This window comes from Dyadobacter ginsengisoli DSM 21015 (assembly GCF_059568735.1).
The window spans coordinates 234,026-260,562 of record NZ_JCANTY010000011.1; the positions used below are offsets into that span (position 1 = coordinate 234,026).

Genomic DNA, 26,537 nt, shown 5'->3' on the forward strand with positions numbered 1-26,537 from the left:
GTTCATTCCTTTTAGGTGTCGGTGTTCAAGCTTTGGCTTCCGGCGGTGAATAACCGCCCCCCAATGCATACATCAGCCAGTCGAAAAACTGTCAAATTACCATTGCACGACTCCAGTTCTGATTGGTTGCTGCTGGTAATGGAAAAAGTATTTGCCTGATTGGATTAAGCATTCGCCTCAGGTGATTGATTTTTGGCTTCAATGTTGCGCCTTTTGGCTACTTCCGCTTATTCCCGATTGCGGACTTTTGTATCAACAAATAACAAAAATCATGCATATCGTATTAACGGGCTCCCTGGGAAATATCGGGAAGCCGCTCACACGTCATTTGGTTGAAAACAACCATTCTGTAACAGTAATCAGCAGCAAGCCTGAAAGGCAGGAAGCTATACGGGCATTGGGGGCCAGGCCGGCAATCGGCAGTATGTTTGACACTGATTTTTTAACGCGGACCTTTCGGAACGCCGACATTGTATACCTGATGGAAACCATGGAGTCGGCGGGCGATATCTTTGACCCCTCAGTCGATTTTATCGGTACCATCAGCAGGATCGGAGCGCATTACAAACAAGCTGTCGAAACTTCGGGAGTGAAGCGGGTCGTACACCTGAGCAGTGTCGGGGCGCATATGGATCAGGGAAATGGTATCCTCCGTTTTCACTATAATGTGGAACAGACATTAAGGCAATTGCCCGGGGAGATTGCCATTAAGTTCATACGGCCCGTGGGGTTCTATCTCAATATGTTTTCTTTTATCAGCACTATCAAAAATAAAGGCGCCATTATCTCTAACTACGGGGGAGATCAAAAAGAACCCTGGGTGTCGCCGCTGGATATTGCGGAGGTAATTGCCTGTGAGATGGAACATCCTTTTTCGGGAAGGACCGTCAGGTATGTCGCGAGCGACGAGGTATCGCCCAATGAAATCGCCCGGGTACTGGGTGCAGCGATTGGCAAACCGGACCTGCCATGGAAGGTAATTTCCAACGAGCAACTGCTTTATGATTGGTTGGCGGCCGGCTTTAACCCACAGGTTGCCAAAGGCTTTGTGGAATTGCAGGTTAGCCAGGGCAATGGCCTGTTGTACGAGGACTATTACCGCCATAAACCGGTTCCCGGCAAGGTGAAACTGGCTGATTTCGCCGGTGATTTTGCATCAGCCTTTAAAGCCGAATGATCCGGGGAAATTACGCAGGTTGTATCGAGGCAGGAAGTGCCCCGTACGGGAACCTCTTTGAGCCGGGTGTAACCTGCATAATTTCACTTATGTTGTAATTTACGACCGATATAATGCCGCAGCTATGACAGGTGTCAAAACAAAAAGAGTGGGAACGATCAGCGAATTCCATCAGCTCAGGGGCTTGCCGGGGCCGGAGCATCCGCTCATCAGCATCATCGATTACGTCGATATTAAGCGGTCGCCGGATATGAGCGAAATCAACTGGGTGCTTGATTTCTATATGATTTCCGTTAAACGAGGTCTGAACGCCAAGCTGAAATATGGTCAGCAGGAATACGATTTTGATGACGGCGTCATGTTCTTTATTGCCCCCGGCCAGGTTTTCCGCATTGAAGCCGAGCCTGAACAAAGCGTCGAACGTTCCGGTTGGCTGCTACTGGTTCATGCTGATTTCCTGTGGAATACCGCTTTGGCCAACCGTATCAGGCAATACGAATATTTTGGTTACACCGTTAGCGAAGCGCTGTTTCTGTCCGACAAAGAAGAAAAAACAGTGCACGGGATTGTAGGCAACATCAGGCAGGAATATCACTCCAATATTGACCAGTTCAGCCAGAATATTATTGTATCCCACCTCGAAGCCTTGCTGAACTATTCCGAGCGGTTTTATCATCGCCAATTCCTTACCCGCAAAATTACGAATCATAAGGTCCTGGACCGCCTGGAAGCGCTGCTCAAAAACTGGTTTAATGGCGGAGATATTCTGATTAAAGGATTACCTACTGTGCAAGATGTCGCCCTTGCATTAAACGTTTCGCCCAAATACCTCAGTAGCTTGCTGAAAGTGCTGACCGGACTAACAGCGCAGCAACATATCCATGAAAAACTGATCGAAAAAGCCAAGGAGAAGTTATCGACGACGGACCTCTCTGTGGCAGAAATAGCCTATGAGCTGGGTTTTGAGCATCCGCAGTCTTTCAGCAAGCTGTTCAGGCTAAAAACCAATCTTTCTCCTGTGGAATTCCGGCAATCCTTCCATTCCAATTAATACCCTGTCAGTCAATGAATAAACTATAAATCAGGCCTTACATAAAGAACTGCTCGGAAGTAATTTTACCGTCTTTGACGGTATACACACACAGTTCCGTCAGCGGTTCACGCTCCCTGCCTTTTATTTTGATGTCCATCGTCAGCACGAAGGAAAATGCATTCCCGGCGATTAATGGCTCGGAGACGGTGGTACCGTGTCGGGATTCCACCATCGAACTAAATTTTTTATCCTTCTCCATGAGCGCGCTCAAGCCCCTGGTTTCTTTCTCGAAACCCGGAACTTCGAAAGGCTCTATGCTGACGGCATCATCGGCATAGAGTTCCTCTTGCGCCAGGCTAAATTGTTCATTGCGGCAATAATTTGCCAGACGGTTTGCAATTTGTTCTACTGTCATGACTATGCATTTTGTGTCTTTTAAAAACTACAAATTAGCAGCACTTTCCTTATAAATTACTTAACAGCGTTTATATCTAAAACTTTCTGGCATTATTGGAGTAATTACGAAACATTCGTAACATTACGAATATTTCGTAATTATAAGAATAGTTACCTGATTGAAAATAGGAACGCAGACTACTATGTCGTCATTTTTCTTAAAACTGCTAATTGGGAATGTTGCATTGCTGGTCTGGTATTTGCCTTATCAAACCGTTTTAAGAAGGTTTACCCATTACCAGCTCAACAGAGCCTATCTACTTGCCGGGCTGGCATTCTCAGTCACGACCCCATTCCTGGACATCAATCCTTTGTTGAGGCAATTTAGCCCTGTCGATATCGTACTGGCCCGATCAGCAGATTATGCTCCCTTCATTGCAGCTTATGGGAAGATCAACCGTTTTGAAGACTGGCGGTTTTGTACTTATACATATACGTTAGGGGTCCTCGCCCTGTTATTACGCATGTCGGTTCAGTTCTTTTCAATTGTAAAGTTGCACCGAGGCGCCCGAAACCTGAAAATTCATGGATTTCAAGTTAAACAACTTCAACAAGACGCGTCTCCCTTTAGCTTTTGGCGATACATCTACCTGAATCCAGGGATGTATACGAAAACGGATCTTATAATGATTCTGCAACATGAAAATATACACGTCCGGCAGTGGCATACTGTCGATGTATTATTGACCAGACTGACCTCGATATTATGCTGGTTTAATCCGGCAATGCCAATTATTGGCAGAACAATTCAACAAAACCTGGAGTATATCGCCGACCGGGAAGTGCTCCTGCTGGGTATCGACCGAAAGGGATATCAATATAGCCTTCTTGGGTCCAGCCTGATGAAGCCATCCGTTGAGCTCAAAAACTTTTACACAAATGCGGATCTGAAAAGACGGATCGTTGAAATGAACCGAACTGCATCGCGCCCGATAAGCGTAGCCTGGTATGGGCTGGTGTCCGTGTCGATCATCATCTGCCTGTGTCTGGCTAATGGCTTTCAGGGGCATATAGCGGGCCATCATTCATTTTACAGACAGATGGTTGATCCTGCATTTCTTAAACTGCAGGCAAAAGCGGGAAGTATACAACTAAGAGAGGATTTCCCTCAGTTCCAAAATGGAGAAGGCAACCTGGAACGAGCAGTAATACAAGGCGTATTTAGCAAGCAAATGGAAGGCCCCGTTTTCCGAAATTTACCACAAGAACCTGACAGGCAATAAGATACCACTTATAACCAGGCGTTTATCCCCAATCGTTACAGCAAACCAGTATGAAATCAGGATTGTTCTTGGCATTTATTACGATATCTGTGGCTACCGCGTCAGCCCAAAAAAGCAAGAGTAAACCAGCATCATTTGAAATCGCCGGTCAATTGAAAAATGCCGGATCAGAAATACTCTATTTCACCGAAGAATCCCTTTTCTCTGAAAATCCTAAGCGGGATTCAGTAAGAGCTGACGGGGATGGCAAATTCATTTTGAAAGGAGCCGTGGAAGCGCCTTCATACTTCACATTAGAAGTCGGCTCTACTAAAAAAAGTATTGGCTTTCTGGTCGAAAACGTGCCAATGCGCATTGTTGGAGACGCCGATTCTCTCTGGCTTGCGAGGGTGACCGGGTCTCAAGAAGAAAACATCCGTCAAAAATTCGACCAGGTCTATTTTGCCTCGGATTACGGATCCATCGCCGCCGAGCTGAATGAGGCAAAAAGCCGAAATGACACAGCAGCCGTCCGAAAAGCAGAATACAACGAGGCCAGGCTATATGACATGGAAAAGATTGCCATCCGACGGTTAATGTCACAATACCCACTCGCCGTGGCTAGTATCGGCCAATTGAACGGTTACATCAGTTCACACCTTGATAAAGACCTGGATAGTGCGGACTCCTTGCTTCGTATATATGAGAAATCAACCGTAGCTCACTACAAACAGGTTAGGTATTTCCGGAAGCAGTATGAATTGGCCAAAAAGTTGATCATTGGCAAACCCGCTCCTGATTTCTCCCAGCCTGACACATCGGGGTACCGATTGAAGTTATCAGACTTCAGGGGGCAATATGTACTGGTTGATTTTTGGGCAAGCTGGTGCGGGCCATGCAGGCAAGAAAACCCCAATCTGGTAAATGCTCACGAGACATTTAAAGAAAAAAAGTTTCAGATTCTATCCGTTTCGCTCGACTCAAACCGCGCCAGATGGTTGAAAGCCATCAAGGATGATCATCTGCAATGGTATCATGTAAGTGATCTGAAATACTGGAAGAACCAGGTTGCCCTAGCCTACTCCATAAACACCATCCCATTTAACCTTTTACTGGACCCGGAGGGGAAAATAGTTGCGTTGAACCTCAAAGGGATGAAACTTCACGACACACTTCGGACTATCCTAAAGTGATGTTTTTACGACTTCAATATATCAGTTCGCAGTCTTACCTAGGCAGCAGAGCACCTTAAAAAACACAGATTCATCGCGCCTTTACAAAAAGCAGGATATATCTGGATTAAAAAGGAAAGATAGAAAGGCGGATCCATTTTGCCATAGATGGTCTCAACCAGCGAAGGATTAAAGTGATTTATTTGCCTTATTGCAAAAGGATCTGAAACGTAAAATAAAATGAACACACAAGAGAAAGTACTAAATTGTTACAATAAGGTAGCCGACGACTATGCGATTGAACGTTGGGACGAACTCTCTAAAAAACATATTGACCGGTTGTTGTTGACGGAATTTGCATCTGTCAATAAAGACAAAGGGCTATGCGCCGATTTTGGCTGTGGTCCCGGACAAACAACGAAATTTTTATATGACAATGGCCTGAAAGACATCGTTGGCATTGATCTGTCACCAGCGATGGTCAGCACTGCACGGCGACTTTCTCCTGAAATTAAATTTGAGACCGGAGATTTGCTGAACATTGGTTATCCGTCGGAATATTTTGGAAGTGTACTGGCATTCTATTCAATAGTACATTTTGACACCGACCAGGTGAGAAAGTGCTTCGGAGAAATAAACAGGGTACTGAAACCCGGCGGGGATTTTCTATTTTCGTTTCATGTAGGAGACGAGATCGTCCATTTTGACAAAGCGCATGAAAAAGAAATAGATATTGATTTGTATTTCTATAAAACAGACCATATCGTATCGTTACTGGATGGAGCCGGCTTTAACATCGCGGACGCCATAGAGAGACGTCCGCATGAAAACATGGAATACCAGACGAGGCGGGCCTATATCTGGGCTGAGAAGAAGTAAGGAGGACGATTGGTAAATTTATACCGCCTCATAACTCAGCAATACGGTACCACTTTTAAAACTGCGCGTATCCGTTAATTTCAGATTCAATTGCCGTTGCATTCCTTTAAAAATAGACGTACCTCCGCCAATGGCGACAGGGTCTATCATGATTTGATAGGTGTCGATCAAACCCGCTTCGGCCAGTTGGGTCGTGAGGTTGCCGCTACCCAGAATGGTAATGTCTTTGGACGACGTTTTCTTTAGCGCTGCTATTTGGGTCAATATATCGCCGCTGATAATCCGTGTGTTTTGCCAATCGGCGGTTTTCAGGGTGTTAGTACACACCATCTTTTCGGCCTGGTTCATGCCGTTGGCTACTTCGGGCATCATGTTAATTGCATCTTGCGATGGCCACCACGATGCCATCATTTCATAAGTTACCCGGCCGAATAGCAGCATGCTGTCATGTTCCAGATTTTTGGCGCTGAACTCCCCTTCTTCCTGGCCGTGCTGGTGCCAGTTAATACTATTGTCAGGATCTTTATAATAGCCATCCAGGCTAATGAAATTAAATACATTTATTTTGCTCATGATCTGCTGGTTTATTGACTTACAAATCTCCGTAGATTTTCCATGTAATTCAGGTGGCATAAACGACAACTTGGAGGTGCAAAACTGACAGATAATATATTTAAGTTTGTGTAATTGCAACGACCATTCAATCATGCTCAATGTTTGCCTGTATATTTTTGATGAAGTTGTCCCGTCTTCGGTTACGGGTGTAGTAGATTTACTGAGTGGGGCCAACCGTTATATGGCGCGCGCCGGGAAAAACGCTGTATTCGGGCTTAGCCTGGTTACAGAGCAGGGCCACGAGATCCCCTTCCATTTTAACAATGCCGATATCCGGCAGCTAAATTATGAGGATGTACAGCAGGCCGATCTGATCATTATTCCGTCATTCAGCGTAGATAGCGACGGCGTGCTGGACCGAAACAAAGCGGCCGTGGAATGGATCAGGAAAATGTACACCGCCGGCACCGAAATAGCCAGCCTGTGTGTTGGCAGCTACTTTTTAGCCGAAGCCGCCTTGCTCGATGGCAAGGAAGTTACCTCGCACTGGGCGGTAGCGGCCGACATGCAGAAACACTACCCCAAAATCCGCATGAAAAGCGATTTGGTAACCACAGACCAGGATGGGGTTTATACCAGCGGCGGGGCATTTTCATCACTTAAATTGATTCTGTACCTGATCGAGAAATTTTGCGGTCGCGAAGCCGCTTTATGGGTCAGCAAGATGTTTGCCATTGAGATGGACAGAACAAGCCAGGCGCATTTTAAGGTATTCACCGGGCAACACCAGCATGGCGATAAAGGCATTCTGAGGGCGCAGCAATACATTGAACAAAACTACCAGAACGATATCGGGATGGACGAAGTATCCAGCCTGGCCAATATGGGTAAGCGCAACTTTATCCGTCGTTTTAAGGCCGCTACGAATAATACGCCCTTTGAATACCTGCAAAGGGTAAGGATAGAATCGGCAAAAAAAGCCATTGAAATGAACCATAAGGACCTTCCCTTTATTATGGAAGACACCGGTTACAGCGACCTGAAAGCGTTCCGAAAGATCTTTAAACGCATAACCGGTCTATCACCGATGGAATACAAACGAAAATACGCGAGGGTGTAACAACATCAACTCAAAAGCAAATTTGATAGCCGGCAACAACTTTTTGGGTCGTAAGAAAGAAAACGCACTGGCTTGTCAGGCATCGCGGCAAGACAGGAGTCGGTGAAAAGTGAACACATGGACAAGGATCGATGTGAGGCATTTGTTGGCGATTTGGACGGTATTCTTGCTATCCTGAAAAATTGAATTTGAACGCCTGTACGGTTGAAATATTAAAAACCGGCGCCGGAAAAAATCCCCAGCCTCCGGTTTTTTATAGAATTGGCTGCCCGACAGACCGCAACGCTGTCAAGAATAATCAATTTGATAACACCAATGTTTTTTTATCAATGCAACCCGCTGGTTGTATTCAGTTCCATGACCCGCTTACAAAGGGTCATGGAACCATACTTTATTTTTTAAGTACTCTGAAGGATTTTGACCAGGTCACACCATTTACCTTGACTACATACAAACCGGGCCGAAGGGTGAATCCCAATGTTAGTGCATTGGAGCCGTCGGAATGCGTCGTCTTTTCGACGGCCCTGCCGGTCATATCGAAAAACGCTACTTCAAATGGCTCGCCGGAATCCGGCAGTTCAAGTTGGAAATGAGAGACAAACGGGTTGGGATAAGCTTTAATGCCGGTCTGATCGGGTTCATGCTCATCAATCAATAAAGCGCTTTGCCTCCCGTTCGGCGAACCTCCCAGTGTGGTGACCGACCATTGCTGGTTGGAACTGCCGCTGGTTTGCCATTGGCCTAAATCCGAACCATCCTGGCTTTGACCCAGACCATCCAAATACAGCCCGGTAGCACGGTTTTTAAACTTTACATAGCTCCCTGCCACTTCTTGCTGCCACTGCTGATTGAAACTACTACCGGCCGCTTTTTGAACTGCACCTGCCCCATTGGTAGTGTTACCATTGCCGTCGAGATAAAGGCCCGAAGCACGGTTTTTGATCTTCACATAACTTCCGGTTGTCTCAATAGTCCATTGCTGCGCTGTGCTACCGCTGGAATGCCACTGCCCCGCGAGCGAACCATCCGAGTATCTGTACATCCCGTCCATCAGCAAACCGGTAGCCCGGTTATTGAAATTAACATAGGTAACGGAAGGTGCTTTCAGCAGAATGGCCGTCGTGGAAAGTGCCGGCACCGTAATAGTAAGCGAATTGGAATTGACCGACACCGAGTTTTGCTGCAATGCATTTTGTGTATGCGATACAAAAGTCTCCGTGGCCGGTAAAGAGGCTAACCGCAAGGTCTGGTACGTGCCATTGGCCACATTGAAGTTGCTGAGATTGATCGTAACCGTGCGGGAAGCGCTCATGTCGCGGTTGACGAGTATCACAGTCAGCGAGTCGGCATTTTCGTTCACCGACGAGTAAGCAGAAACCGTGTTTTCAACGGAAGAAGTGCTGGATACGCTGTATTTTTTGGCATTTCTGCTAAAAAGGTGTAATGTTTCCCACATGCCGATGGACCAGTTCCATGGTGAGAAAAGCTCAACGCCATTATTGGCAAACGTGCCAAGGTGAGAGGCATATATGACCGATTCAAGGCTTGGGTTGCTGCTCGACATCGTGCCCCATTCACTCACACCCGGGGTAATGCCATGATTTGCTCCGAAATGCTCGGTCAGCCAGCTGTCGATCCGTTTGAAAATGTATTGTTTCGTGAGCGAAGTATCCCAGCCGCCGGTGCTTGTCCGGATGCCGTTTGAACCCGGGTAGTCGTAAGTTTCATCATAATAAATCCTGTGCCCCTGTAACGCCTCGGTGTCATTGTTATAATAAGGGTAGTTGTGAATATCAAGCACATCCACGAGCTTAATGCCTGTTGCCTTATACTCGTCGCCGAGCCGTTTGATGAAGTATTCGAGCCAGGGATAATATCTACCGTTGATGTATATACTTTCATTAGACCATTTGTACCAATGCCATTCCGAGGTATTCACCGGGCCGCAGAGTTTGATGCCGGGATACAGTGCTTTCGCTTTTTTCGCCAGTTCAATGTAGCGGTCGATGAAGGCGGCGGCGGATAGCTGGGTCGGCATCGCCCAATCGTGCGTGCCGCTCCATATATCTACCTCGTTATCCATACTCCAGTAAACAAACTTGTTTTTGTTAAACCCTTTACCATTGACCCCAAACCAGGAGTTAAGAATGGCTACCGAAGAATCCGCCGGCCACGGCTTACTGAACAGATCTTTGTTTCCATCCACCAGGGCCGCTCCCGAGGCATCCGGATTAGGCGTGCCGCCACCAGCCAAATTCTGGTGATAACCATTCCATCCCGGGTGGGCCTGCATGTAATCCCAGTCGGGGAAATTGTTCTGCCCGCTGGATGCGACCCTGCCCAGTAACTGAAAAGCAAACATGCCCTGCAGGTTGGAAAAGTTGTTATTGATCCTTTGCGCATTAGCATCCCAGTCAGCTCCGTAAACATTGTTGAACCAGTCGGGGTGAACCGCAAGTTTTTGACGCCAGTTATAAGCAGACGCGTTATTTCCCCCGTTCATGCGCGCGAAGCGCAACCCTGCATCTTTATAAAATTGGTCGGCTTTGTCAAAGCCTTCATTTCGGCCATAGATGTTGGCGGAAATAAGGCGTTTGTTCTGAGTAGCGTTCACTGAAATAGTGACGTTCTGCGCGAAGGCTGTGATCGCTGAGCATAACAGTGCCCATCCCAGGCACATTTTGGCCAGGTAAAGTACTCGTTTTTCCATCTTGAATTCCTTTTAGTTGGTTTGCTTTCTCTTTCCTTTTTGAATTATGGGGAGGGTATGCATTCACCGGGAATCCGCTGGCCGGAGGGAGAGGTCAGCGGATGGAATTGAGCTTTTCGACGGTCAGCGGACCATCAGGCAATGTCGCAGATGGTAACACCTTGTTTCAAAGATGCAAGATCGTCATTACGACTTGGGATAAACTCCTGGCCGACAAAGCCTTTATAACCTGTATCGGCAATGGCCTTCATGATAGCGGGATAGTGAAGCTCCTGCGTTTCATCAATTTCGTGCCGGCCGGGGACGCCGCCTGTGTGGTAGTGCGCGATGTATTTATGGTATTTCCTGATGGTGGCAATTACGTCGCCATCCATGATTTGCATATGGTAAATATCATAAAGCAGTTTGAATTTCTCTGATCCAACCATCTCGCATAACCCGGCGCCCCATTCCGTACGATCGCACATATAGTCCTTATGATCTACTTTACTGTTCAGCAGTTCCATTACCAGCGAAACATTGTGTTTTTCAGCCAGCGGCATCAATTTGCGAAGCGCAACGGCACAGTTCATCATGCCATCCACATCGCTCATACCCCGACGGTTACCGGAGAAACAAATGATCTGATTGTAACCGGCCGCATGCACTTTGGGAATGATATCGGTAAAACCTTTGATCAGCTCCTCATGGTTTTTGGGATCATTAAACCCTCTATCCAGGCTTCTGGTAAGGCCTTCTCCCCATGGAAGCGCACACGTCAGGCCATGTTGCTTCAATATCGGCCACTCTTCCACTCCGCAAAGTTCTATGGAAGTAAGTCCTATTTTCTTTGCTTCCACGGCAAGCGTCTCCAAAGGGATTTTGCCGTAGCACCAGCGGCAAACGGAGTGATTGATTTTTCCGTTGAGTTTGGGACCAAGGCTTTTTTGGGAGGCAGCCATGACGTTGGTAATCGATAACGGCAGGCTCAAAGCTCCCGCTCCGGTGACAATGTTTTTCAGTGCGGTACGTCTGTCGGTTGTACTTTTCATTCTAACTGGTTGCAGTTTGTGGTAATTAATTTTGTCAGGATTGTTCGCCTCATTTACTCTACAAGGACATCAAATGTGTAGACTCCCAGCGAGATCAGGTATAGGCCTTTGGGAAGGTGCGAAGTATCATAAGTGCTCTCCGAAAAGTCAGCTTTGTCGTCTACAACAACTCCCGCTGTATTCCGGACAACTAACCGTCTTTTGGCTGGCGGAACATCAAACTTCAATATTCCCCTGACCGGATTCGGGTAAACGATCATTTTAATCCCCGACTCGTTTTTAACATGGATCGTACGCGAAAACGTATAGCTATGATCAAAATCGAGCTGTTTCAAGCGGTAATAGGCATTTGCCAACGGCTTTTTGTCGATAAACTGATAATCAACTCTGGCCGACATCGTGCCCTTGCCTGTGACAGAACCAATTTTTTCGAACGTCACACCATTCTGACCTCTCTCGACTTCAAATCCTTCGTTATTTACCTCCTCCGCCGTGCTCCACCTCAATATATTCCCTTCGGACGAAGCCTTTCCCGAAAAACTGATCAGATGGACGGGCAAAGTAGTTTGGTTAGCCAGCAGAATGGCCGTTGTGGAAAGCGCCGGGACAGTAATGGTCAGCGAGTTTGAATTTACCGCTACCGTGCTTTCCTGCGACGCATTCTGGGTATGCGAAACGAAAGTCTCCGTCGCCGGCAAAGAAGCCAGCTGCCACGTTCGGTAATTGCCGTCGGCTACGTTGAAATTGCTCAGATTGATCGTTACCGTGCGGGAAGCATTCATGTCACGATTGATCAGCATTACTGTTAATGAGTCGGCATTCGTGTTTACGGATGAGTAGCCGGACACCATGTTTTCATCGGAAGAAGTACTCAAAACACTGTATTCCTTTGCATTCCTGCTAAAAAGGTGCAGCGTTTCCCACATGCCGATAGACCAGTTCCACGGAGCAAACAACTCGACACCATGGTTTGCGAATGTGCCCAGGTGCGAACCGTAGATCACAGATTCGAGGCTTGGGTTGCTGCCCGACATCGTCCCCCACTCACTTACACCCGGCGTTATGCCGTGGTTTGGCCCGAAATGCTCGGTCAACCAGTCGTCGATCCGTTTGAAAATATACTGTTTGGTAAGCGAGTTATCCCATCCGCCGGTGCTCGATTTAAGGCCGTTTGAACCCGGGTAGTCATAGGTTTCATCGTAATAGATCCGGTGCCCTTGCAAAGCCGCGGCATCATCACCATTATACCAGGGGTAATTGTGAATGTCCATTACATCAAGGAGTTTGACACCACTTGCTTTGTATTCATCGCCGAGGCGTTTGATAAAATACTCCATCCAGGGATAGTACCTGCCATCTATAAATATACTTTCGTTGGACCATTTGTACCACTGCCATTCAGAGGTTGTAACAGGTCCGCAGATCTTGATCGTAGGATCTATGGCTTTGGCCTTCTTCGCTAATTCAATGAAGCGATCCATAAATGCGGAGGCCGATAACAATGTCGGCATAGCCCAGTCATGTGTCCCATTCCAGATATCTACCTCGTTATCCATACTCCAATACCGGAACTGGTCCCTGTTAAGTCCCAAACCATTCGTACCAAACCAGTGATCAAGAATTGCTACCGAAGAATCGGCTGGCCATGGCTTGCTGAACAAATCCATGTTTCCGTCAACCAGGGCCTGGCTCCCGCCGGTTGTATTAACCTGTCCCCCACCCGCTAAATTCTGACCGTGGCCCGACCAGTACTGGGATTGGTTGAATGCCCAGTCGTTGAAGTTGTTACTGCCGTCGGATGCAACTCTCCCCAGCAATTGAAAGGCAAACATCCCCTGCATGCCGGGAAAATTGGTATTCACTTTCTGGGCCAATGCATCCCAATCAGCAGGGTAAACATTGTTGTACCAATCGGGATGGACTGCCAGTTTTTGACGCCAGTTATAAGCTGATGCATTATTCCCCCCGTTCATCCGCGCGAAACGCAGCCCCGCATCTTTGTAAAATTGTATAGGGTGGTCAAGGAAATCATTTTTCCCGTATATGAATGGTGAAATCAGGCGTTTGTTCTGCGTTGCATTTACTGAAATAGTGACATTCTGCGCATAGGCCGTGATCGAGACAGCGCAAATGAATGCCCACACCAGGCTCGTTTGGGCCAGGTAAAGTATTGGTTTTCTCATTACGAATTGTTTTAATTTTGGTTGCTATTTCCTCTTGATGCTTTAAGGAGAGTCATACCTGTGCCCGCCTGCGCAGGCCTTGCCGTTACTTGCGGATATAGTTGTGAATGGCAAATTCGGCCTTATTCGGATCTTTGAAACCGAGCTGCATCCTGTCCTCTTTGAGACTGATGACATAGGCTTTGGACCAAACCTGGTCCCTTCCCATATTAAGTGGAACGGCACCAATGAAGGATATAGTTTTTGTCTTGATATCAAAAAAGTAACTGCCCTGGAATGTCCCGTTTTTAGTTATTCCTTTCTGGATCACCTTCAAAACAGGCTCGGCTGAACCTGCCTTAATGCCGAAAGTCATGGAGCCATAATCCTGCGCGGCGCCCATCCAGCTTTCATAACTCGCATCATACAGCCAGCAATCTCCGCCAGTTTTAGTACATTGGTTATCCCAGCCATAATCTACGCCGGAGAAGTACAATGGACCTTTGAATTTGGCTGAAACACCTTTTGCATCCAGGTCGAGTACCCAGGTTTTCTCTTTGCCTATTCCGCCGGCAAGCAATGTAAACAAGGGATCTTTATAGTATTCCAGGATTGCCGGGTCAAAAATCCGGATGGAATAATTGATTGTGTCGGCCGCTGTCCCATAAGTGATTTTATTCGCCAGTAAAGGGTCCCCACCGGAAAAATTGCCGGGAACCTTCACGATCACACTCGAATCGGTGTAAACAGCCGCTGTTAAATCAGCATTTACTCCCTGAAATGCTATTTTTAAGGCTTTTTTGAGGTTATATCCAATGATGTTGATCGTCTGACCGGGCACAATGACGCTGGTAACCATATCCTTCGGTGCAGTGGCATAATTCCTTACCCGGGAAATAATAGGCGGACCGGTAATATTAATGGTGAACGAAGTTGAGCCAGCGCGGTTTACTACTGTCACGACATTCACTTTTTCCCTTGCAATAGAGTCAAACGGAATCGAAGGAACCTGCACCACAATGCTTTGGTCCGTGATCAAGGTCGGGTTAATGTTGGCCGGTCTGCTGCCGAAGTTGACCTGTGAAATCTCTCCCAGATTCTGCCCGAGCACAACTACCCATTGCCCGGCCCTCAGCGTGTCCACCAGGCTGTCGCTGGGCGACGCGGCGTAATTTCGTATTTCGGTAATAACCGGTGGAGCGGTCATGTCGTCCTTTTCTTCGCATGCGGACAGCACCATAACACCAGCAATGCAGCAAAACAGCAAAAAGCAAATTCTGTTATATATGATTTTTTTCATTTCTCTTAGTTGTTAAAACGAATAAGGCACAGGAGCTTCGAGCAATTTGGGATTAGCCGTCACTTCGGGTGAGGGAATCGGGAATTTGAATGTATTGGAGCTGGCGGGCGTGATAGCGGCGAGCGGGGTTCCTTTTGTTACAACACCGTTGTCATAAGTGAACAGGATCCGTTCCTGCTCGTTCAATTTTTTGATAGCCTTCGGTTCGTTGTAGAAAGAAAGTCTTGCCAGATCTTCCCAATAATGCCCTTCGGCTGCGAGCTCAACCCTTCTCTCCCTGAGCAGCGTTTCCTCGTCCAGGGAAGTTACCGGAGCGAGGCCGGCCCTTGCACGCACTTTGTTGAAATACAGCAGGGCATCCGCATTGGTAGTAGCGGTACTATTGCCCATCACTGCTTCCGCGTAAATCAGGTACACTTCGGCAAGCCTAAGCAATGCATTGTGCTCTGTGGAAGATGTCAATGTCATCGTCGGCGCACTGTTATCGACCCTGGTACCGATGATGTGCTTTTTCAAACCGGCGTTTCCTGTGAATTTATATCCTCCTCCTGCCGCATTCAACTCAGGGTAATAGTCACCTTTGAGCATCATGGTGGCTTTCCGTCTGATCGTGTCTTCCTTCGCATATTGCTTGTAGAGGTCATAAGTAGGTGCTATGCCAAACCAACCCGCCTGACCAGCCGCCGATATCTCCGTGCCACCGGGCGAATAAACTTGCAGCATGTTTCCTTCAAGCCAGCCGGTGCCCGGTGCCCATTGCAATGCAAATAAGGATTCCTGATTATCGTTAAACTGCGTTTTGAAAAGATCGGCATAATTGGGCAGCAACGACAATCCGCTTTGTTTGCAGACATTCCCTGCGTGCAGTTTGGCGCTGTCGAGAAGCGCCTGGTTACGAGGGCCATTGCCCTTTGCTTCTGCTCCGGCCCAGGTCAGATATACTTTACTAAGCATACCTTGTGCCGACCAGGTTGTCAATCTTCCCGCAGCATCCTTTACCGGAAGGTTTTTTGCTGCAAAAAGAAGGTCATTCGCAGCAAAACGAAACACGTCTTCCAGGGGATTGCGGTGAACCAGTGGTGTACTTATCAACTCTGTGTTGTCTTTAATAATCGGCACATCTCTCCATAACAAGGCCAGATTGTAATAAGCAAATGCCCGTAAAAACTTCGCTTCGGCAATGGCACCGAGCCTGTCTTTTTCAGGAATGGAAGCCGGTGCCTTTTCTTCAATGGCTTTGATGGTCACATTGCAATGCGCGATGACCTTGTACATGCCTTTCCAGTTGGCGATCATAATTTCGTTGCTCCCCGTAACTGCAAACGTATGCAACTGCACAGCATCTCCCCAATAATTGACGGCCATATTACCGCTAAGTACTTCGCCAATAGGCAAGAAGCAGTTATAATTCCATTCGGCCCATGGCTTGCCACCGTAGAGTGCCGCCGTGGCCAGTCTGAGGTCATTGGTGGTCTGATAAAAATTGTCTGCACTTATCTGGGATAATGGAGGTCGGTCCAAAAAGCTATCACTGCATCCGGCTGAGAACAGGGCAAGCCAAACCCCGGCTGCCGCCATTGTTTTTTTGATTTTCATTGCTCAATATTTTTATAGATTCACATCAAATGAAGAATTGTCTCCGAACATTCGTGTTTGACACCTGTTTCGAAGCAATTATTTCGTCAACTGCAAGCTTGCGCCAACAGTAAACACACGCGGTTGCGGATAAAAACCATTGTCATAGCCTGCATTCAGCGGATTCCATGAGCCAATTTCCGGATCCATTCCCTTATACTTGGTGATCAGGAACGCATTGGATACGTTTACATAAACCCGCAATGAATGAATATGTGCCTTTTCCAGCAGCTTGTCGGAAAGCGAATATCCCAGCGAAATAGTCTTAAATCTGATAAAGGAACCATCCTCAACATATTTGTCCGACACCCTGTTGTTCCCGTTTGTATTGTCATTTCTAATGCCCGGAATATCAGTATCAGGATTAACCACATACACGTTATTGATGTCGGTTGCAGGCTTGGCAGGATCAATCAAAGCAAGTTTGGCGTAGTTGTTCAGTGCTTTAAGATATCCGAAGCTAGTCCCCGGATATTCTCCGTTCATGCGCATTTGATTGAATACCTTGTTGCCGTAGTTGCCGGTCAGGAATACATTCAAATCAAATTTTTTGTAGGAAAACGAGTTGTTCAGCCCTAGTTGAATTTTCGGGATCGGTGATCCGAGGAAGGTTTGATCGCGCTCATCAATCATCTTGTCGCCATTGATGTCCTTAAATTTAAGGTCGCCATACCAGATACTGCCTCCCGCCGCGCCCACGGGCAGGGGAGCTCCGTTCTTGGTTGGCAAAGCATGCGTCTCAAAATCCTCTTTCTTCGCGAAAACACCGTCTGCCTTGTATCCAAAGAATTGACCGATCGAGTTCCCTACAACCGTCTGGCTATATGGCGACCCAACAAGCGACGCCCCGTCGGTATTCAGTTTCAACACTTTATTGACGTTACGGGATACCGTCAGGTCTGTCTTCCACGTCAAATCCTTACCCTGGATGTTGGTAGAGCTGATCTTAAAGTCGAATCCTTTGTTGCTGATCGTACCGACATTCACGTATGGCGCATCCAATGCCCCCGGAGACCAGCCAACGGTCGTTCCCGAGTAAAATGGCAACGGGATCTGCATTAAAAGACCATCCGTTTTCCGGTTATAAAAATCGACGGAGAAGGTCAGGCGCCAGGACAGCAATGCAGCGTCGAGACCGATATTGCTGTATTTTGTTTTTTCCCATTCCACATACGGATTCCCGATGTTCTCCGTGAGCTGGGATATACCCGACAAACCGGTGGCGACCGTAGCTAATGTAGATGTATAGGCGAAATCGCGCACGTTCTGGTTATTAGTCAGACCATATCCAATCCGAAGCTTCAATTCATTGATATCCTTGAAATTTTTCAAGAAGTCTTCATTCTGGATCTTCCAGGCAACCGCACCCGAATAGGTGGTTACCCATCGGTTTCCGGCAGCAAATTTCGAAGAGCCGTCGCTCCGTACGTTTGCGGTGATCAGGTATTTGTCAAATAACCCCAAATTCAACCGGCCAAAGTACGATTCCTGTGCATTCTGACTTTTTGAGCCTGAGTTAATAGCAGAAGTTGGATCCCCGCTGCTTATCGTCTGCACATTGTTGGACGGGAAATTATTGCGTTCCGCACTTACATTCTCGCCTTTGCTCAATTGCGCCTCGTGTCCCACCATGACATTTGTATTGTATTTGTCGCTGAACAAATGCGAATAGGTGAGGTAATTTCGTACCGTTGTATACATGTTTTGTTCGTAACGGTACGAACCGTTGTTGTTCGTGTTTTTCACAAGCCCCATCGTGTAGGTTGGGTTGAATCTATCCTCAGTAGCCATTGAAAAGCTTCCCGTAACCTCATTCCGCAACGTCAGCGATTTGCTCAACAGAATCTCAGCATAGGCATTTCCAAATATCTGATTTCTGTTCACCTGGTCCTTGTTGATCATCGCGATCGCAAATGGATTGATGGTACTGTTCACCCAACCGTTAGGGTTATACGCACCACCCCAGCTGCCATCGCTACTTTTCACCGCGATGTCGGGAGTCTGGCTGAGCGCGGCGTTAATGACGTTTGAACTGGTCGAATTTACATTCTCTTTGATATTGGCCAGTTGCAGGCTGGTGCCGATCTTCAACCAGTTGGTCGTCTTGTTGTCAAGGTTAAGTCTAACGGATATCCTTCTGAAATCCGAGCCGGTAGCAATCCCTTCCTGTTTGAAATACGAACCTGAAAACAGGTATTGGGTTCTGGCGTCACCTCCGTTGATGGTAACTGTGTGGTTAGTCATCGGTGCGTTTCTGAAGAGCTCCTTTTGCCAGTCGGTTCCTTTTCCAAGATATTGCGGATTGGCAAATTCAGGCCGCTTATCGAATCCCCAGAGCAAACCTGCATTTCGCTCATTGATGAAGGTAGCGTACTCCTGCAAATTCATGATGGGAATTCGCTTTGGCACTTGCTGGAAACCTGTATAGAAATCGTAAGAGATTCTTGGAGGTGTTACCGCGCCACGCTTTGTGGTAATGATAATGACACCATTCGTGGCCTGTGAACCATAAATAGCGGTAGCAGAAGCGTCTTTGAGTACGTCAATCGACTCAATTTCAGACGGATTGATAGCAGCCAACGGGTTGGTACCAGCGCCCAGCGTGGCAGTGCCACCGATAATCACACCATCGATCACATACAACGGCCCCCCGCCCCCGAAGGAGGATATCCCCCTGATCTGCACCGAAACGCCTCCACCGGGTTGCCCCGATGCCTGCTGCACTACCATACCGGCCACTTTCCCCTGTAAAGCCTGATCGATGGTAACCGGATTGGTTTTACGCAGTTCCGCCCCGGACACAGACGATATCGAGCCGGTAACATCTTTTCTTTTCGATTCTCCATACCCGATTACTACCACTTCTGAAAGTGTGGCAATGTCCGGTTGAATGGTAATGTTAAATTGTGTTTTGTTGCCTACCGGAATTTGCTCCGACAGATAACCGATAAAGGAAATTTTAAGCACATCCTCGGGCATTGCCTGGATAGCAAACTTTCCATCGGTATCAGTTGTGACACCCATCGTTGTTCCTTTCAGCAGGATGGTCACACCCGGCATCACGCCGCCTGTTTCGTTCTTCACTGTCCCGGACACCTGACGTCGCTGCGCGTGGGTCACGATACAGGAAAACAAAATAAGGGCAGCAACACAGAAGGTTCTGTAAATTTTTTTCATCATTGATTTTGCCTTAAGTACGTTACACAATGCAGTTTGAGAACAGATTTCCCTTATCACAATAGTCCCAAGGCAGGCGCGCCACTTACCTTATCCGACTATCACAATAACAGGGTTTCTTTGCATCAAAGGTAGATCACCAACGAGCTATGGACGGGTATGAATTTGTCCGAATGAGGGGGATAAAAAGTCCAGAATAGCATTAAATAGCCAAAAAACAGAAGAAAATTAATGTTTTCCCGGTTACTAGTTTGCAGGTAAAGATCAGAAACGGGATCCGGACGGGGCAGTAGGTTCCGGGGCTACGAGCGGCTTGGCTCCCGCTTACCGCACGAATATTCGGAGGGGAGTACCTGGTAAAACTCTTTGAAGTAGCGGGCGAAATATTTAGGGTTATTAAAACCCACCTGATAGGCAATTTCAGAAACCGAAAGCTGGCTCTTCTCCAATAGCTGAGCGGCATGCTGCAACCTGATATCCCGGATAATTTCGAGCGGAGATCTCCCTGTGAGTGACTGAACCCTCTTAAAAAACTGTGAACGGCTTATACCCATCTCGCGGGCGAGATCGGTAACCGTAAATTCGGCATTGGAAACATGCTTCTCGATTGTCTGGACCATGTCCCTGAGAAATTGCTGATCCAGTGGCGTGATCTTCAGTTCGCTTGCCTTGATACCATTTCTCGATGCGAAAAGGGCATGGAGATTCTGCCTCGAAGAGATAAGGTTCCGTATCCGGGATTCGAGTATCTGGAAGTTGAAAGGCTTGGGAATATAGTCATCTGCGCCCGCTTGAAAGCCTTCAAGATATTGTTCATCCTCCGACCGTGCGGTAAGCAAAATAACCGGGGTGTGGGAAACCCGTTGGTCCGATTTCACCATCCGGCAGAAATCGAGCCCGTTCAGCCCGGGCATCATGATGTCGGTCACGATCAGGGCCGGGCGTTGCGCGAGGGCCTTTTCCCAGCCCTCCTCCCCTGTTGACGCTTCAATTACGGTGTAAGACTGTTTGAGGTTATCTTTCAGGTAGAACCGGAAATCTTCATTGTCCTCGACAATCAAAATGAGCGGCTTGCCTGCCGATCCGTGTTCGGCCTGGATTTGATGGTCCGGCACCGAAGGCTGCTGCACAGGCTCGTTGACAACCTCATGTACCGCCTGGGTCAGTTTTCTTAATGACAGTACTACCGCAAAACAGCTTCCTTTTCCGACTTCACTCTCTACCCGCACAGACCCGCCGTGGATGCGCACGAATTCCCGGGTAATAGCCAGACCAATACCGCTCCCCTGATTGATGATCGTATTCGGCAAATCATTCTGAAAGAACCGTTCGAAGATCAATTCATGTCTTCCAGGAGGTATTCCAATGCCTGTATCACTGACTTTGATCTCCACCATATTGTTTTCCCCGGCATCCCTAACCTCGACCGTCACAGACACTTCACCAGGCCCCAGCGTAAACTTAATTGCGTTAGAAAGCAGGTTAAACAAAATCTTTTCGAGTTTGTCATGGTCAAAGATCGTCACCAGTACCGCGACATTCGAATGAAAGGTAAGCCGGATATCTTTTTTCTCAGACAAGTCCGAAAATGAATAGACTGTATTTTTAATGAACTGGACAACGTCGCCGTCCGACGGGTGAAACCGGATTTCGTTTACTTCCAACTTTCTGAAATCGAGCAGCTGGTTGACCAGGTTCAACAAACGCTTCGCATTTCTTTGGATCAGTTCAAATTGCTTACGATCCTGGCTGTCCACGGCCCGCTCGGTCAGCTTCTCAACCGGCGCTAGAATCAATGAAAGCGGTGTACGGAGCTCGTGGCTCACGTTGGTGAAGAATCTGGTTTTCAGCAGGTCAAGCTCCCGGGACCGCCTTGCTTCTTCGCGGGTCTGCCGGATATCGAATTTCATCCTTTCCCTATCCTGAATGATCTTGCGGATGGCCAGGAGCAGCAACACGATCGCCAGCGCGTAGACGACGTAGGCCACAGACGATTTCCAGAAAGGAGGAAGCACTTTAATGGGCAGCGATATCCCTTCATTGTTCCAAAGCCCGTCGTTGTTGGATGCTATGACCCGAAAGGTATATTCGCCGGCATCAAGGTTGGTGAACGTTACTTTCCGGTTGCTGGCATCAGCGGTCAGCCAATCGTCATTAAAGCCTTCCAGTTTATACTTGTATTGATTTTTGGCAGGCTGTATAAAGCTCAGGGCAGCGAATTCAATGGAAAAGACATTATCACTCGCCTGCAACACGATAGGAGGGTTTGTCGTGATCGAAGCAGGCAGCGACGACTCGCCCTGCGCAGGCGGGACCGGGTCGATGCTGCGGTTAAACAGTTGAAAATCAGTAAATGCCAGGCGTGGGGCAATTTTATTTTGACCGAGATCCTGCGGCCTGAACAGGTTGAAGCCATTGCCACCGGCAAAAATCAATTCTCCATTTCTGGTTCTGAGCGCAGCATTCTCGGTAAATTGCCTGCCCTGCAAGCCATCCATCTCCGAATAGTTCCTGAAATTCACCCGCAGGCCTGCCTTCCCGGAAGAGATGGTCGCGCAGGACAGCCCGTTCGCAGTGCCCAACCAGAGCCGCCCATTTTCGTCCTCCACCATGGACAGAACTGTTTTATGAGAAAGGCCATGCTTTTCGGTGTAATTGATGAACGTGTTCGATTCCGGTTTCCATAGGCTAAGCCCGCCTCTTGAAGCGGCCCATATCCTTCCCTTCGAATCTTCCAGTATCTCAAAAATATCGTTGTTGGCAATGGAGGCGGGATTGTTTTTTTCATTTTCGAAATGAACCAAATCCCCGGAAGTCTTCATCACTACATCTATGCCGGTGGGCGTTCCAAACCACATATTACCTTTCGAATCCTCGAAAATGGTAGGAACATAGGTGGAATACAGCGCCCGCTGCTTGGGATGGTGGTACCTGGTAAAACTTTTTGTACTTCGGTCGAACAGGCAAAGTCCCCCGTCGAGGGTACCGATCCAGAGTCGTCGCTGCGAGTCTTCGCATATCTCCCAAACGCTTCGTCCCGGAAGGCTGTTAGGCCTGGCAGGATTATGCTGGTAGCGGGTGAATTTTTTCCCGTCAAAACAGTTCAATCCGCCGAGAAAAGTCCCTATCCACAATTTGTTTTCATGGTCGAGGCACAAACTGACGATGCCGTCGGTGCTTAGCGACTGTGGATCCTTCGGATCGTGCAGGTAGGTAGTGAATTTTCCGGTCCGCCGGTCGAAATAGATCAGTCCCCCGCCATTGGTCCCGAGCCAAAGGTTGCCTTTGGCGTCTTCCACAAACGCGTTGATGTCCTCATAAGGCAGGCCTTCGGGCTTCGAATACTTGTTGATAAGCGGGAACCGCTTCACGTTCCTGTGAAAGTAATCCAACCCGCTTTTGTAAGTACCCACCCAGATCACCCCGTCATCGTCTTTGAGCATGGCGGAAACCGAATTGTGGCTCAACGAATGATCATTCTGCGGCACATGCGGCATATGAGTCATCGACATAGTCTTTTTATCCAGCACATCGATCCCCACCTGCCCGGTGGAAATCCAGACGTCACCCCGGTCATCGCTCACCACGGCCGTAACCATATCGGAGCTCAGGCGGGCACTTCCAAAGGCCGTTCCGAAATACTGTATCTTATTAGTTTTCCTGTTTAAACAGGCCACCCCCATGTCGAAGTTCGTGGGGTAAACCCAAATGTCCCCATCCCCATCCGGTACCAGCCCGCAATGTAGTTTATCGTTCTTACTGAGCCTGCGGTCATAAAAGAAATTGAACCTTTTAACCACCCGCACACCCCGTTTGTCAAGGACTATATTTTCGACAAGCCCATTGCCATGAGCGATCCAGTAAGTACCATCAGCGTGCTGTGCGATCGAGGTGACGTTATTGCTGGCGATTGAAGTCGTATCACGATCGAGATGCCTTATCGAAATGGCTTTTCTGCTTTTTTCATTGTAGCAGATCAGTCCGTCGTTTTGCATGACAAACCAGTAATTGCCCCTGTTATCTGCTATGGCAGCTTTCAGATCGACAGCTTTCCGAATGGAATATGCCTGAAAACCTTGGGAAGGCCTCGAGAAAGTTTCGGTTGCCGGATCATAAATACAAGGGCCGAGGGTGGTAAGAATCCCCATTTTGCCACCCGGCATCTTGAATAACCCGGCAATATCGTCGTGGAAAAGTGAGGTCGAATCGGATGCATCGTTGCGAAACACCCTGATCGTGTAACCGTCGAAACGGTTGAGACCCGATTCGGTACCAATCCAAAGGAAACCGGTTGCGTCGCGATAGATTGCCTTTACATGAGCGTGGGAAAGCCCCTGACGGGCATCAATGTGTACAAACCGGCGCTCCTGTCCGACTGACCTTAATGCCATGTGAATCAGTAAGAACGTCATCAACACGCGAGCAGCCACCAACAAACTAGATCGTTTCACCACAGATTTTTTAGACTGTCCACATTTATCCATTCTAACTGACAGTCAAAACTAACTTGCTACGCGAATAAAAATCGGATCAAAAACAGACTTTTTTTTGACTAAAACAGATTTTAACTATTTTCAGGTCTATTTTCTCATGAATTATGAACAAAAGGTTTCTTAAACCTACGTTGTCGCTGCTCAACACCGACTACGTCCAACTCGATTCCCGGTGGAACTACAAAAATGTCATCAGTCCCTACCATCGGGTCTATTACATCGATGCCGGCGAAGGGAAAATTTCCGATACCACCAAAACCCTGAAACTGGAAGCCGGCTACCTCTATATGATTCCTTCATACACCCTCTGCAACCTGGTCTGTGAAAGTTATCTGAGTCAGTATTTCGTGCAGTTTTTTGAGGGATCAACCGACGGCACCTCTTTGTTTTCCGATGTTCGCCTTGTTCACCGGGTCAAAGCCAATGATATCGACCCAATTAATTTCCGTCGCCTGGTCGATATCAACCCGGGACGGGGGATTAATCGCTCCGACAATCCTCAGGTCTACGAGAAAAATATCTATTATAAAGAATATCAGGAACTTAACAACCATCAGAAGATTTCGGATTTTCTTGAAACCCAGGGCATACTTTTTCAACTGTTATCCCGCTTCACCGTTCCCGAGATTTTTCAGGTCAGGGAAAAGAAGGTCATTCCTGCCAAGGTACTGGACGCCATGCGCTTTGTATACGCCAATCTGCACCTCCCACTCAAAGTGAAATCCCTTGCAGAAAGGGCCAGCCTGAACCCGGAATACTTTTCCCGGCTATTTGAGAAGCATACCGGCACGCTCCCGTTATCATTTATTTACGAAGCCCGTGTGGAACGGGCAGTCCACATGATGGCCACCAGCCGGGCTTCGAACACCGAAATTGCTTCCCTTACCGGTTTCGAAAGCCTTTCGCATTTTACGCGGACGTTCAAAAAGATAATGGGCCTTACGCCCGGCGTTTACAGGAAGCAAGTCGATTTTTCGGCCATTGAAGATCAGCTCTGATCCAACCTATTTCATACCCGGACTAATCCCGCCCATGATATTGACGGCTGCGGCCCGGCCAAAGAACTTAAATGCAAACAGCATCATGCGGTTTTTCCAACCTGATATAACCCTTGGTTTTTTGCGGCTTTCCAGTGCAGCTACCATGTCGCTTGCAACATCTTCGCTGGTGGAAAGCACAAAATCGGAGTAAGCGGAAGTTTGCGCCCCTGCATTGTTGTGAAAATCCGACCTGGTAGCGCCGGGATTGAATCCAAGAATAAAAACACCCTTCTTTTTAAACTCAAACCACAGCGATTCAGAGAAATTGGCTACAAAGCTTTTCGTTCCTGCATACACCGATGCGCCCGGGAAAGAAGAATGCGCCAGCGTAGACGCCACGTTCACCAGTGCATCGCCTGATTTAGCTTTTTTCAAAAAAGCATACGACAACACTACTAATGCATGCATATTCACCGCCATGCTGGACAGCTGATCTTCAAGCGGCATTTTGATAAACTGACCATACATGCCCACACCGGCGTTGTTGATCAGCGCATCGTAAGCATTGGCGTCAATGTGGGTGGCCAGTTTTGCGACGTCCTCTGGTTTGGTCAAATCACTTACTATGAATGAATGCCCGGTTCCGGAAAGTCCTGCCTTTACTTTTTTCAGCGCGTCCTCACGCCTTGCAACGAGTGTTACCTGGTAATTTTTGGTTGCTAAAAGTCTAGCCACTTCCAGCCCGATGCCGCCACTGGCACCGGTTATGAGTACTTTTTTCACGATTCAATCAGTTTAAATGTTGGTTTTTGTATTGGGTCGGCGACACGCCAGTCTCTTTTTTGAACAGCCGCGAGAAATACGACATGTTTTCAAAGCCAAGCGCATACGCTATTTCAGAAACCGACTTGTCATCGGTCCGAAGCCTGTTTTTGGCCTCTCCAATCAACGCTATATGGATCAGGTCCTGGGCCGTTTTGCCGGTTTCGATCTTCAAAAGGTCAGTGAGGTAACGGCGGGAGATATTCAGCTGAGCGGCCATATCGGCTACCCCGGGCAGTCCGTTCTCCATCATACCATTATGGATATACGTTTGGAGTATCCTGTTACAAACATCATCGAGCCAGTCTCATGGTCGAACCGGGTGCGGCCGTAGAGCATATAGCCCGCCTTTATCTTCTTAAATCCAATTTTATAAAAATCCGTCGTAAATGCTTCATTATTGAGCACCGTGTGGTCTGTGATGCGCAACAGACCAACCAAAGGATGCTTGGGAGGCTCAACACCACTGGCCCGGGCCAGCTCATGAAGTGATTTGAAATGTCGCATTGCTTCCCTGTTTACAATAATGAATGAGTTCATATGCCTCTGTCTACCGGCAAATCGACTGACGATTAATACATTACAAATCTACAAAACAATGCAGGCATCCCTTAACACAAAAAGAGCATTCTC

Annotated in this window: 19 protein-coding genes; 7 read left to right on the forward strand and 12 right to left on the reverse strand. The window is 47.7% G+C overall.

Annotated features, from left to right (window positions below; genetic code table 11):
• The first annotated feature begins 271 nt into the window (after positions 1-271).
• The gene (locus tag BP71_RS33330; protein ID WP_496385988.1) at positions 272-1,177 is read left to right on the forward strand and encodes an NmrA family NAD(P)-binding protein; all 906 of its coding nucleotides are present in this window, start codon (positions 272-274) and stop codon (positions 1,175-1,177) included.
• Between the two features lie 124 nt (positions 1,178-1,301).
• A complete protein-coding gene (locus BP71_RS33335) occupies positions 1,302-2,228 on the forward strand; it encodes a helix-turn-helix domain-containing protein (protein WP_496385989.1) in 927 nt (308 codons plus the stop codon).
• A gap of 37 nt (positions 2,229-2,265) precedes the next feature.
• Here the strand turns inward: BP71_RS33335 and BP71_RS33340 are convergent, their stop codons facing one another.
• A complete protein-coding gene (locus tag BP71_RS33340) occupies positions 2,266-2,625 on the reverse strand; it encodes a SnoaL-like domain-containing protein (protein ID WP_496385990.1) in 360 nt (119 codons plus the stop codon).
• Between the two features lie 505 nt (positions 2,626-3,130).
• On the opposite strand from BP71_RS33340, the gene BP71_RS33345 reads away from it, so the two are divergent.
• The 3 genes from BP71_RS33345 (at position 3,131) to BP71_RS33355 (ending at position 5,919) form a co-directional block, all read left to right on the forward strand.
• Positions 3,131-3,889 (forward strand): M56 family metallopeptidase, encoded by a 759-nt coding sequence (locus BP71_RS33345; RefSeq protein ID WP_496386061.1) that lies wholly within the window; start codon positions 3,131-3,133, stop codon positions 3,887-3,889.
• 68 nt (positions 3,890-3,957) lie between these two features.
• Entirely contained in the window at positions 3,958-5,061 is a 1,104-nt protein-coding gene (locus tag BP71_RS33350; protein ID WP_496385991.1) for a redoxin domain-containing protein, read from the forward strand.
• A 219-nt stretch (positions 5,062-5,280) separates the two neighbouring features.
• Positions 5,281-5,919 (forward strand): class I SAM-dependent methyltransferase, encoded by a 639-nt coding sequence (locus tag BP71_RS33355; RefSeq protein ID WP_496385992.1) that lies wholly within the window; start codon positions 5,281-5,283, stop codon positions 5,917-5,919.
• 18 nt (positions 5,920-5,937) lie between these two features.
• Here the strand turns inward: BP71_RS33355 and BP71_RS33360 are convergent, their stop codons facing one another.
• Positions 5,938-6,492 carry a dihydrofolate reductase family protein gene (locus BP71_RS33360; protein ID WP_496385993.1) on the reverse strand — a complete coding sequence of 185 codons (555 nt, stop codon included), beginning with the start codon at positions 6,490-6,492 and terminating at the stop codon, positions 5,938-5,940.
• Between the two features lie 133 nt (positions 6,493-6,625).
• Between BP71_RS33360 and BP71_RS33365 the strand changes: the two genes are divergently transcribed.
• Positions 6,626-7,594 carry a GlxA family transcriptional regulator gene (locus tag BP71_RS33365; RefSeq protein ID WP_496385994.1) on the forward strand — a complete coding sequence of 323 codons (969 nt, stop codon included), beginning with the start codon at positions 6,626-6,628 and terminating at the stop codon, positions 7,592-7,594.
• A 391-nt stretch (positions 7,595-7,985) separates the two neighbouring features.
• Here BP71_RS33365 and BP71_RS33370 read toward each other — a convergent pair whose 3' ends face one another.
• The 7 genes from BP71_RS33370 to BP71_RS33400 all read right to left on the reverse strand — a co-directional run bounded on the left by BP71_RS33370 (position 7,986) and on the right by BP71_RS33400 (position 24,000).
• On the reverse strand, positions 7,986-10,304 hold the full coding sequence (locus tag BP71_RS33370; protein ID WP_496385995.1) for an RICIN domain-containing protein: 2,319 nt from the start codon (positions 10,302-10,304) through the stop codon (positions 7,986-7,988).
• A 134-nt stretch (positions 10,305-10,438) separates the two neighbouring features.
• Positions 10,439-11,335 carry a hydroxypyruvate isomerase family protein gene (locus tag BP71_RS33375; RefSeq protein ID WP_496385996.1) on the reverse strand — a complete coding sequence of 299 codons (897 nt, stop codon included), beginning with the start codon at positions 11,333-11,335 and terminating at the stop codon, positions 10,439-10,441.
• A 53-nt stretch (positions 11,336-11,388) separates the two neighbouring features.
• On the reverse strand, positions 11,389-13,518 hold the full coding sequence (locus tag BP71_RS33380) for a glycoside hydrolase family 44 protein (RefSeq protein ID WP_496385997.1): 2,130 nt from the start codon (positions 13,516-13,518) through the stop codon (positions 11,389-11,391).
• Between the two features lie 85 nt (positions 13,519-13,603).
• A complete protein-coding gene (locus BP71_RS33385) occupies positions 13,604-14,797 on the reverse strand; it encodes an IPT/TIG domain-containing protein (protein ID WP_496385998.1) in 1,194 nt (397 codons plus the stop codon).
• A gap of 12 nt (positions 14,798-14,809) precedes the next feature.
• Positions 14,810-16,393, reverse strand: a complete 1,584-nt coding sequence (locus BP71_RS33390) for a RagB/SusD family nutrient uptake outer membrane protein (protein WP_496385999.1) — start codon at positions 16,391-16,393, stop codon at positions 14,810-14,812.
• A gap of 78 nt (positions 16,394-16,471) precedes the next feature.
• On the reverse strand, positions 16,472-19,612 hold the full coding sequence (locus BP71_RS33395) for a SusC/RagA family TonB-linked outer membrane protein (protein WP_496386000.1): 3,141 nt from the start codon (positions 19,610-19,612) through the stop codon (positions 16,472-16,474).
• Positions 19,613-19,911: 299 nt separating this feature from the next.
• Complete coding sequence (locus BP71_RS33400) at positions 19,912-24,000, reverse strand: hybrid sensor histidine kinase/response regulator transcription factor (protein WP_496386001.1); 4,089 nt, start codon at positions 23,998-24,000, stop codon at positions 19,912-19,914.
• Between the two features lie 206 nt (positions 24,001-24,206).
• Between BP71_RS33400 and BP71_RS33405 the strand changes: the two genes are divergently transcribed.
• Positions 24,207-25,100, forward strand: coding sequence for a helix-turn-helix domain-containing protein (locus BP71_RS33405; RefSeq protein ID WP_496386002.1), 894 nt, complete (start codon positions 24,207-24,209; stop codon positions 25,098-25,100).
• Positions 25,101-25,106: 6 nt separating this feature from the next.
• Here the strand turns inward: BP71_RS33405 and BP71_RS33410 are convergent, their stop codons facing one another.
• Genes BP71_RS33410 through BP71_RS33420 form a run of 3 tightly spaced genes read right to left on the reverse strand, consistent with a single transcriptional unit; the run spans position 25,107 to position 26,411 of the window.
• The gene (locus tag BP71_RS33410; RefSeq protein WP_496386003.1) at positions 25,107-25,865 is read right to left on the reverse strand and encodes an SDR family NAD(P)-dependent oxidoreductase; all 759 of its coding nucleotides are present in this window, start codon (positions 25,863-25,865) and stop codon (positions 25,107-25,109) included.
• A gap of 7 nt (positions 25,866-25,872) precedes the next feature.
• Positions 25,873-26,157, reverse strand: a complete 285-nt coding sequence (locus BP71_RS33415) for a helix-turn-helix domain-containing protein (RefSeq protein WP_496386004.1) — start codon at positions 26,155-26,157, stop codon at positions 25,873-25,875.
• Positions 26,154-26,411 carry a hypothetical protein gene (locus BP71_RS33420; RefSeq protein ID WP_496386005.1) on the reverse strand — a complete coding sequence of 86 codons (258 nt, stop codon included), beginning with the start codon at positions 26,409-26,411 and terminating at the stop codon, positions 26,154-26,156. The genes BP71_RS33415 and BP71_RS33420 overlap by 4 nt, the downstream gene beginning before the upstream one ends.
• Between the last annotated feature and the right edge of the window lie 126 nt (positions 26,412-26,537).

Excerpts from the sequence above, each read along its gene's own strand:
- BP71_RS33370 (WP_496385995.1), bottom strand. The coding sequence starts at position 10,304 with ATGGAAAAACGAGTACTTTACCTGGCCAAAATGTGCCTGGGATGGGCA.
- BP71_RS33335 (WP_496385989.1), top strand. The coding sequence starts at position 1,302 with ATGACAGGTGTCAAAACAAAAAGAGTGGGAACGATCAGCGAATTCCAT.
- BP71_RS33405 (WP_496386002.1), top strand. The coding sequence starts at position 24,207 with ATGAACAAAAGGTTTCTTAAACCTACGTTGTCGCTGCTCAACACCGAC.
- BP71_RS33415 (WP_496386004.1), bottom strand. The coding sequence starts at position 26,157 with ATGATGGAGAACGGACTGCCCGGGGTAGCCGATATGGCCGCTCAGCTG.
- BP71_RS33355 (WP_496385992.1), top strand. The coding sequence starts at position 5,281 with ATGAACACACAAGAGAAAGTACTAAATTGTTACAATAAGGTAGCCGAC.
- BP71_RS33395 (WP_496386000.1), bottom strand. The coding sequence starts at position 19,612 with ATGATGAAAAAAATTTACAGAACCTTCTGTGTTGCTGCCCTTATTTTG.
- BP71_RS33365 (WP_496385994.1), top strand. The coding sequence starts at position 6,626 with ATGCTCAATGTTTGCCTGTATATTTTTGATGAAGTTGTCCCGTCTTCG.
- BP71_RS33340 (WP_496385990.1), bottom strand. The coding sequence starts at position 2,625 with ATGACAGTAGAACAAATTGCAAACCGTCTGGCAAATTATTGCCGCAAT.
- BP71_RS33360 (WP_496385993.1), bottom strand. The coding sequence starts at position 6,492 with ATGAGCAAAATAAATGTATTTAATTTCATTAGCCTGGATGGCTATTAT.
- BP71_RS33330 (WP_496385988.1), top strand. The coding sequence starts at position 272 with ATGCATATCGTATTAACGGGCTCCCTGGGAAATATCGGGAAGCCGCTC.
- BP71_RS33400 (WP_496386001.1), bottom strand. The coding sequence starts at position 24,000 with ATGGCATTAAGGTCAGTCGGACAGGAGCGCCGGTTTGTACACATTGAT.
- BP71_RS33375 (WP_496385996.1), bottom strand. The coding sequence starts at position 11,335 with ATGAAAAGTACAACCGACAGACGTACCGCACTGAAAAACATTGTCACC.
- BP71_RS33390 (WP_496385999.1), bottom strand. The coding sequence starts at position 16,393 with ATGAAAATCAAAAAAACAATGGCGGCAGCCGGGGTTTGGCTTGCCCTG.
- BP71_RS33385 (WP_496385998.1), bottom strand. The coding sequence starts at position 14,797 with ATGAAAAAAATCATATATAACAGAATTTGCTTTTTGCTGTTTTGCTGC.
- BP71_RS33380 (WP_496385997.1), bottom strand. The coding sequence starts at position 13,518 with ATGAGAAAACCAATACTTTACCTGGCCCAAACGAGCCTGGTGTGGGCA.
- BP71_RS33420 (WP_496386005.1), bottom strand. The coding sequence starts at position 26,411 with ATGCGACATTTCAAATCACTTCATGAGCTGGCCCGGGCCAGTGGTGTT.
- BP71_RS33345 (WP_496386061.1), top strand. The coding sequence starts at position 3,131 with ATGTCGGTTCAGTTCTTTTCAATTGTAAAGTTGCACCGAGGCGCCCGA.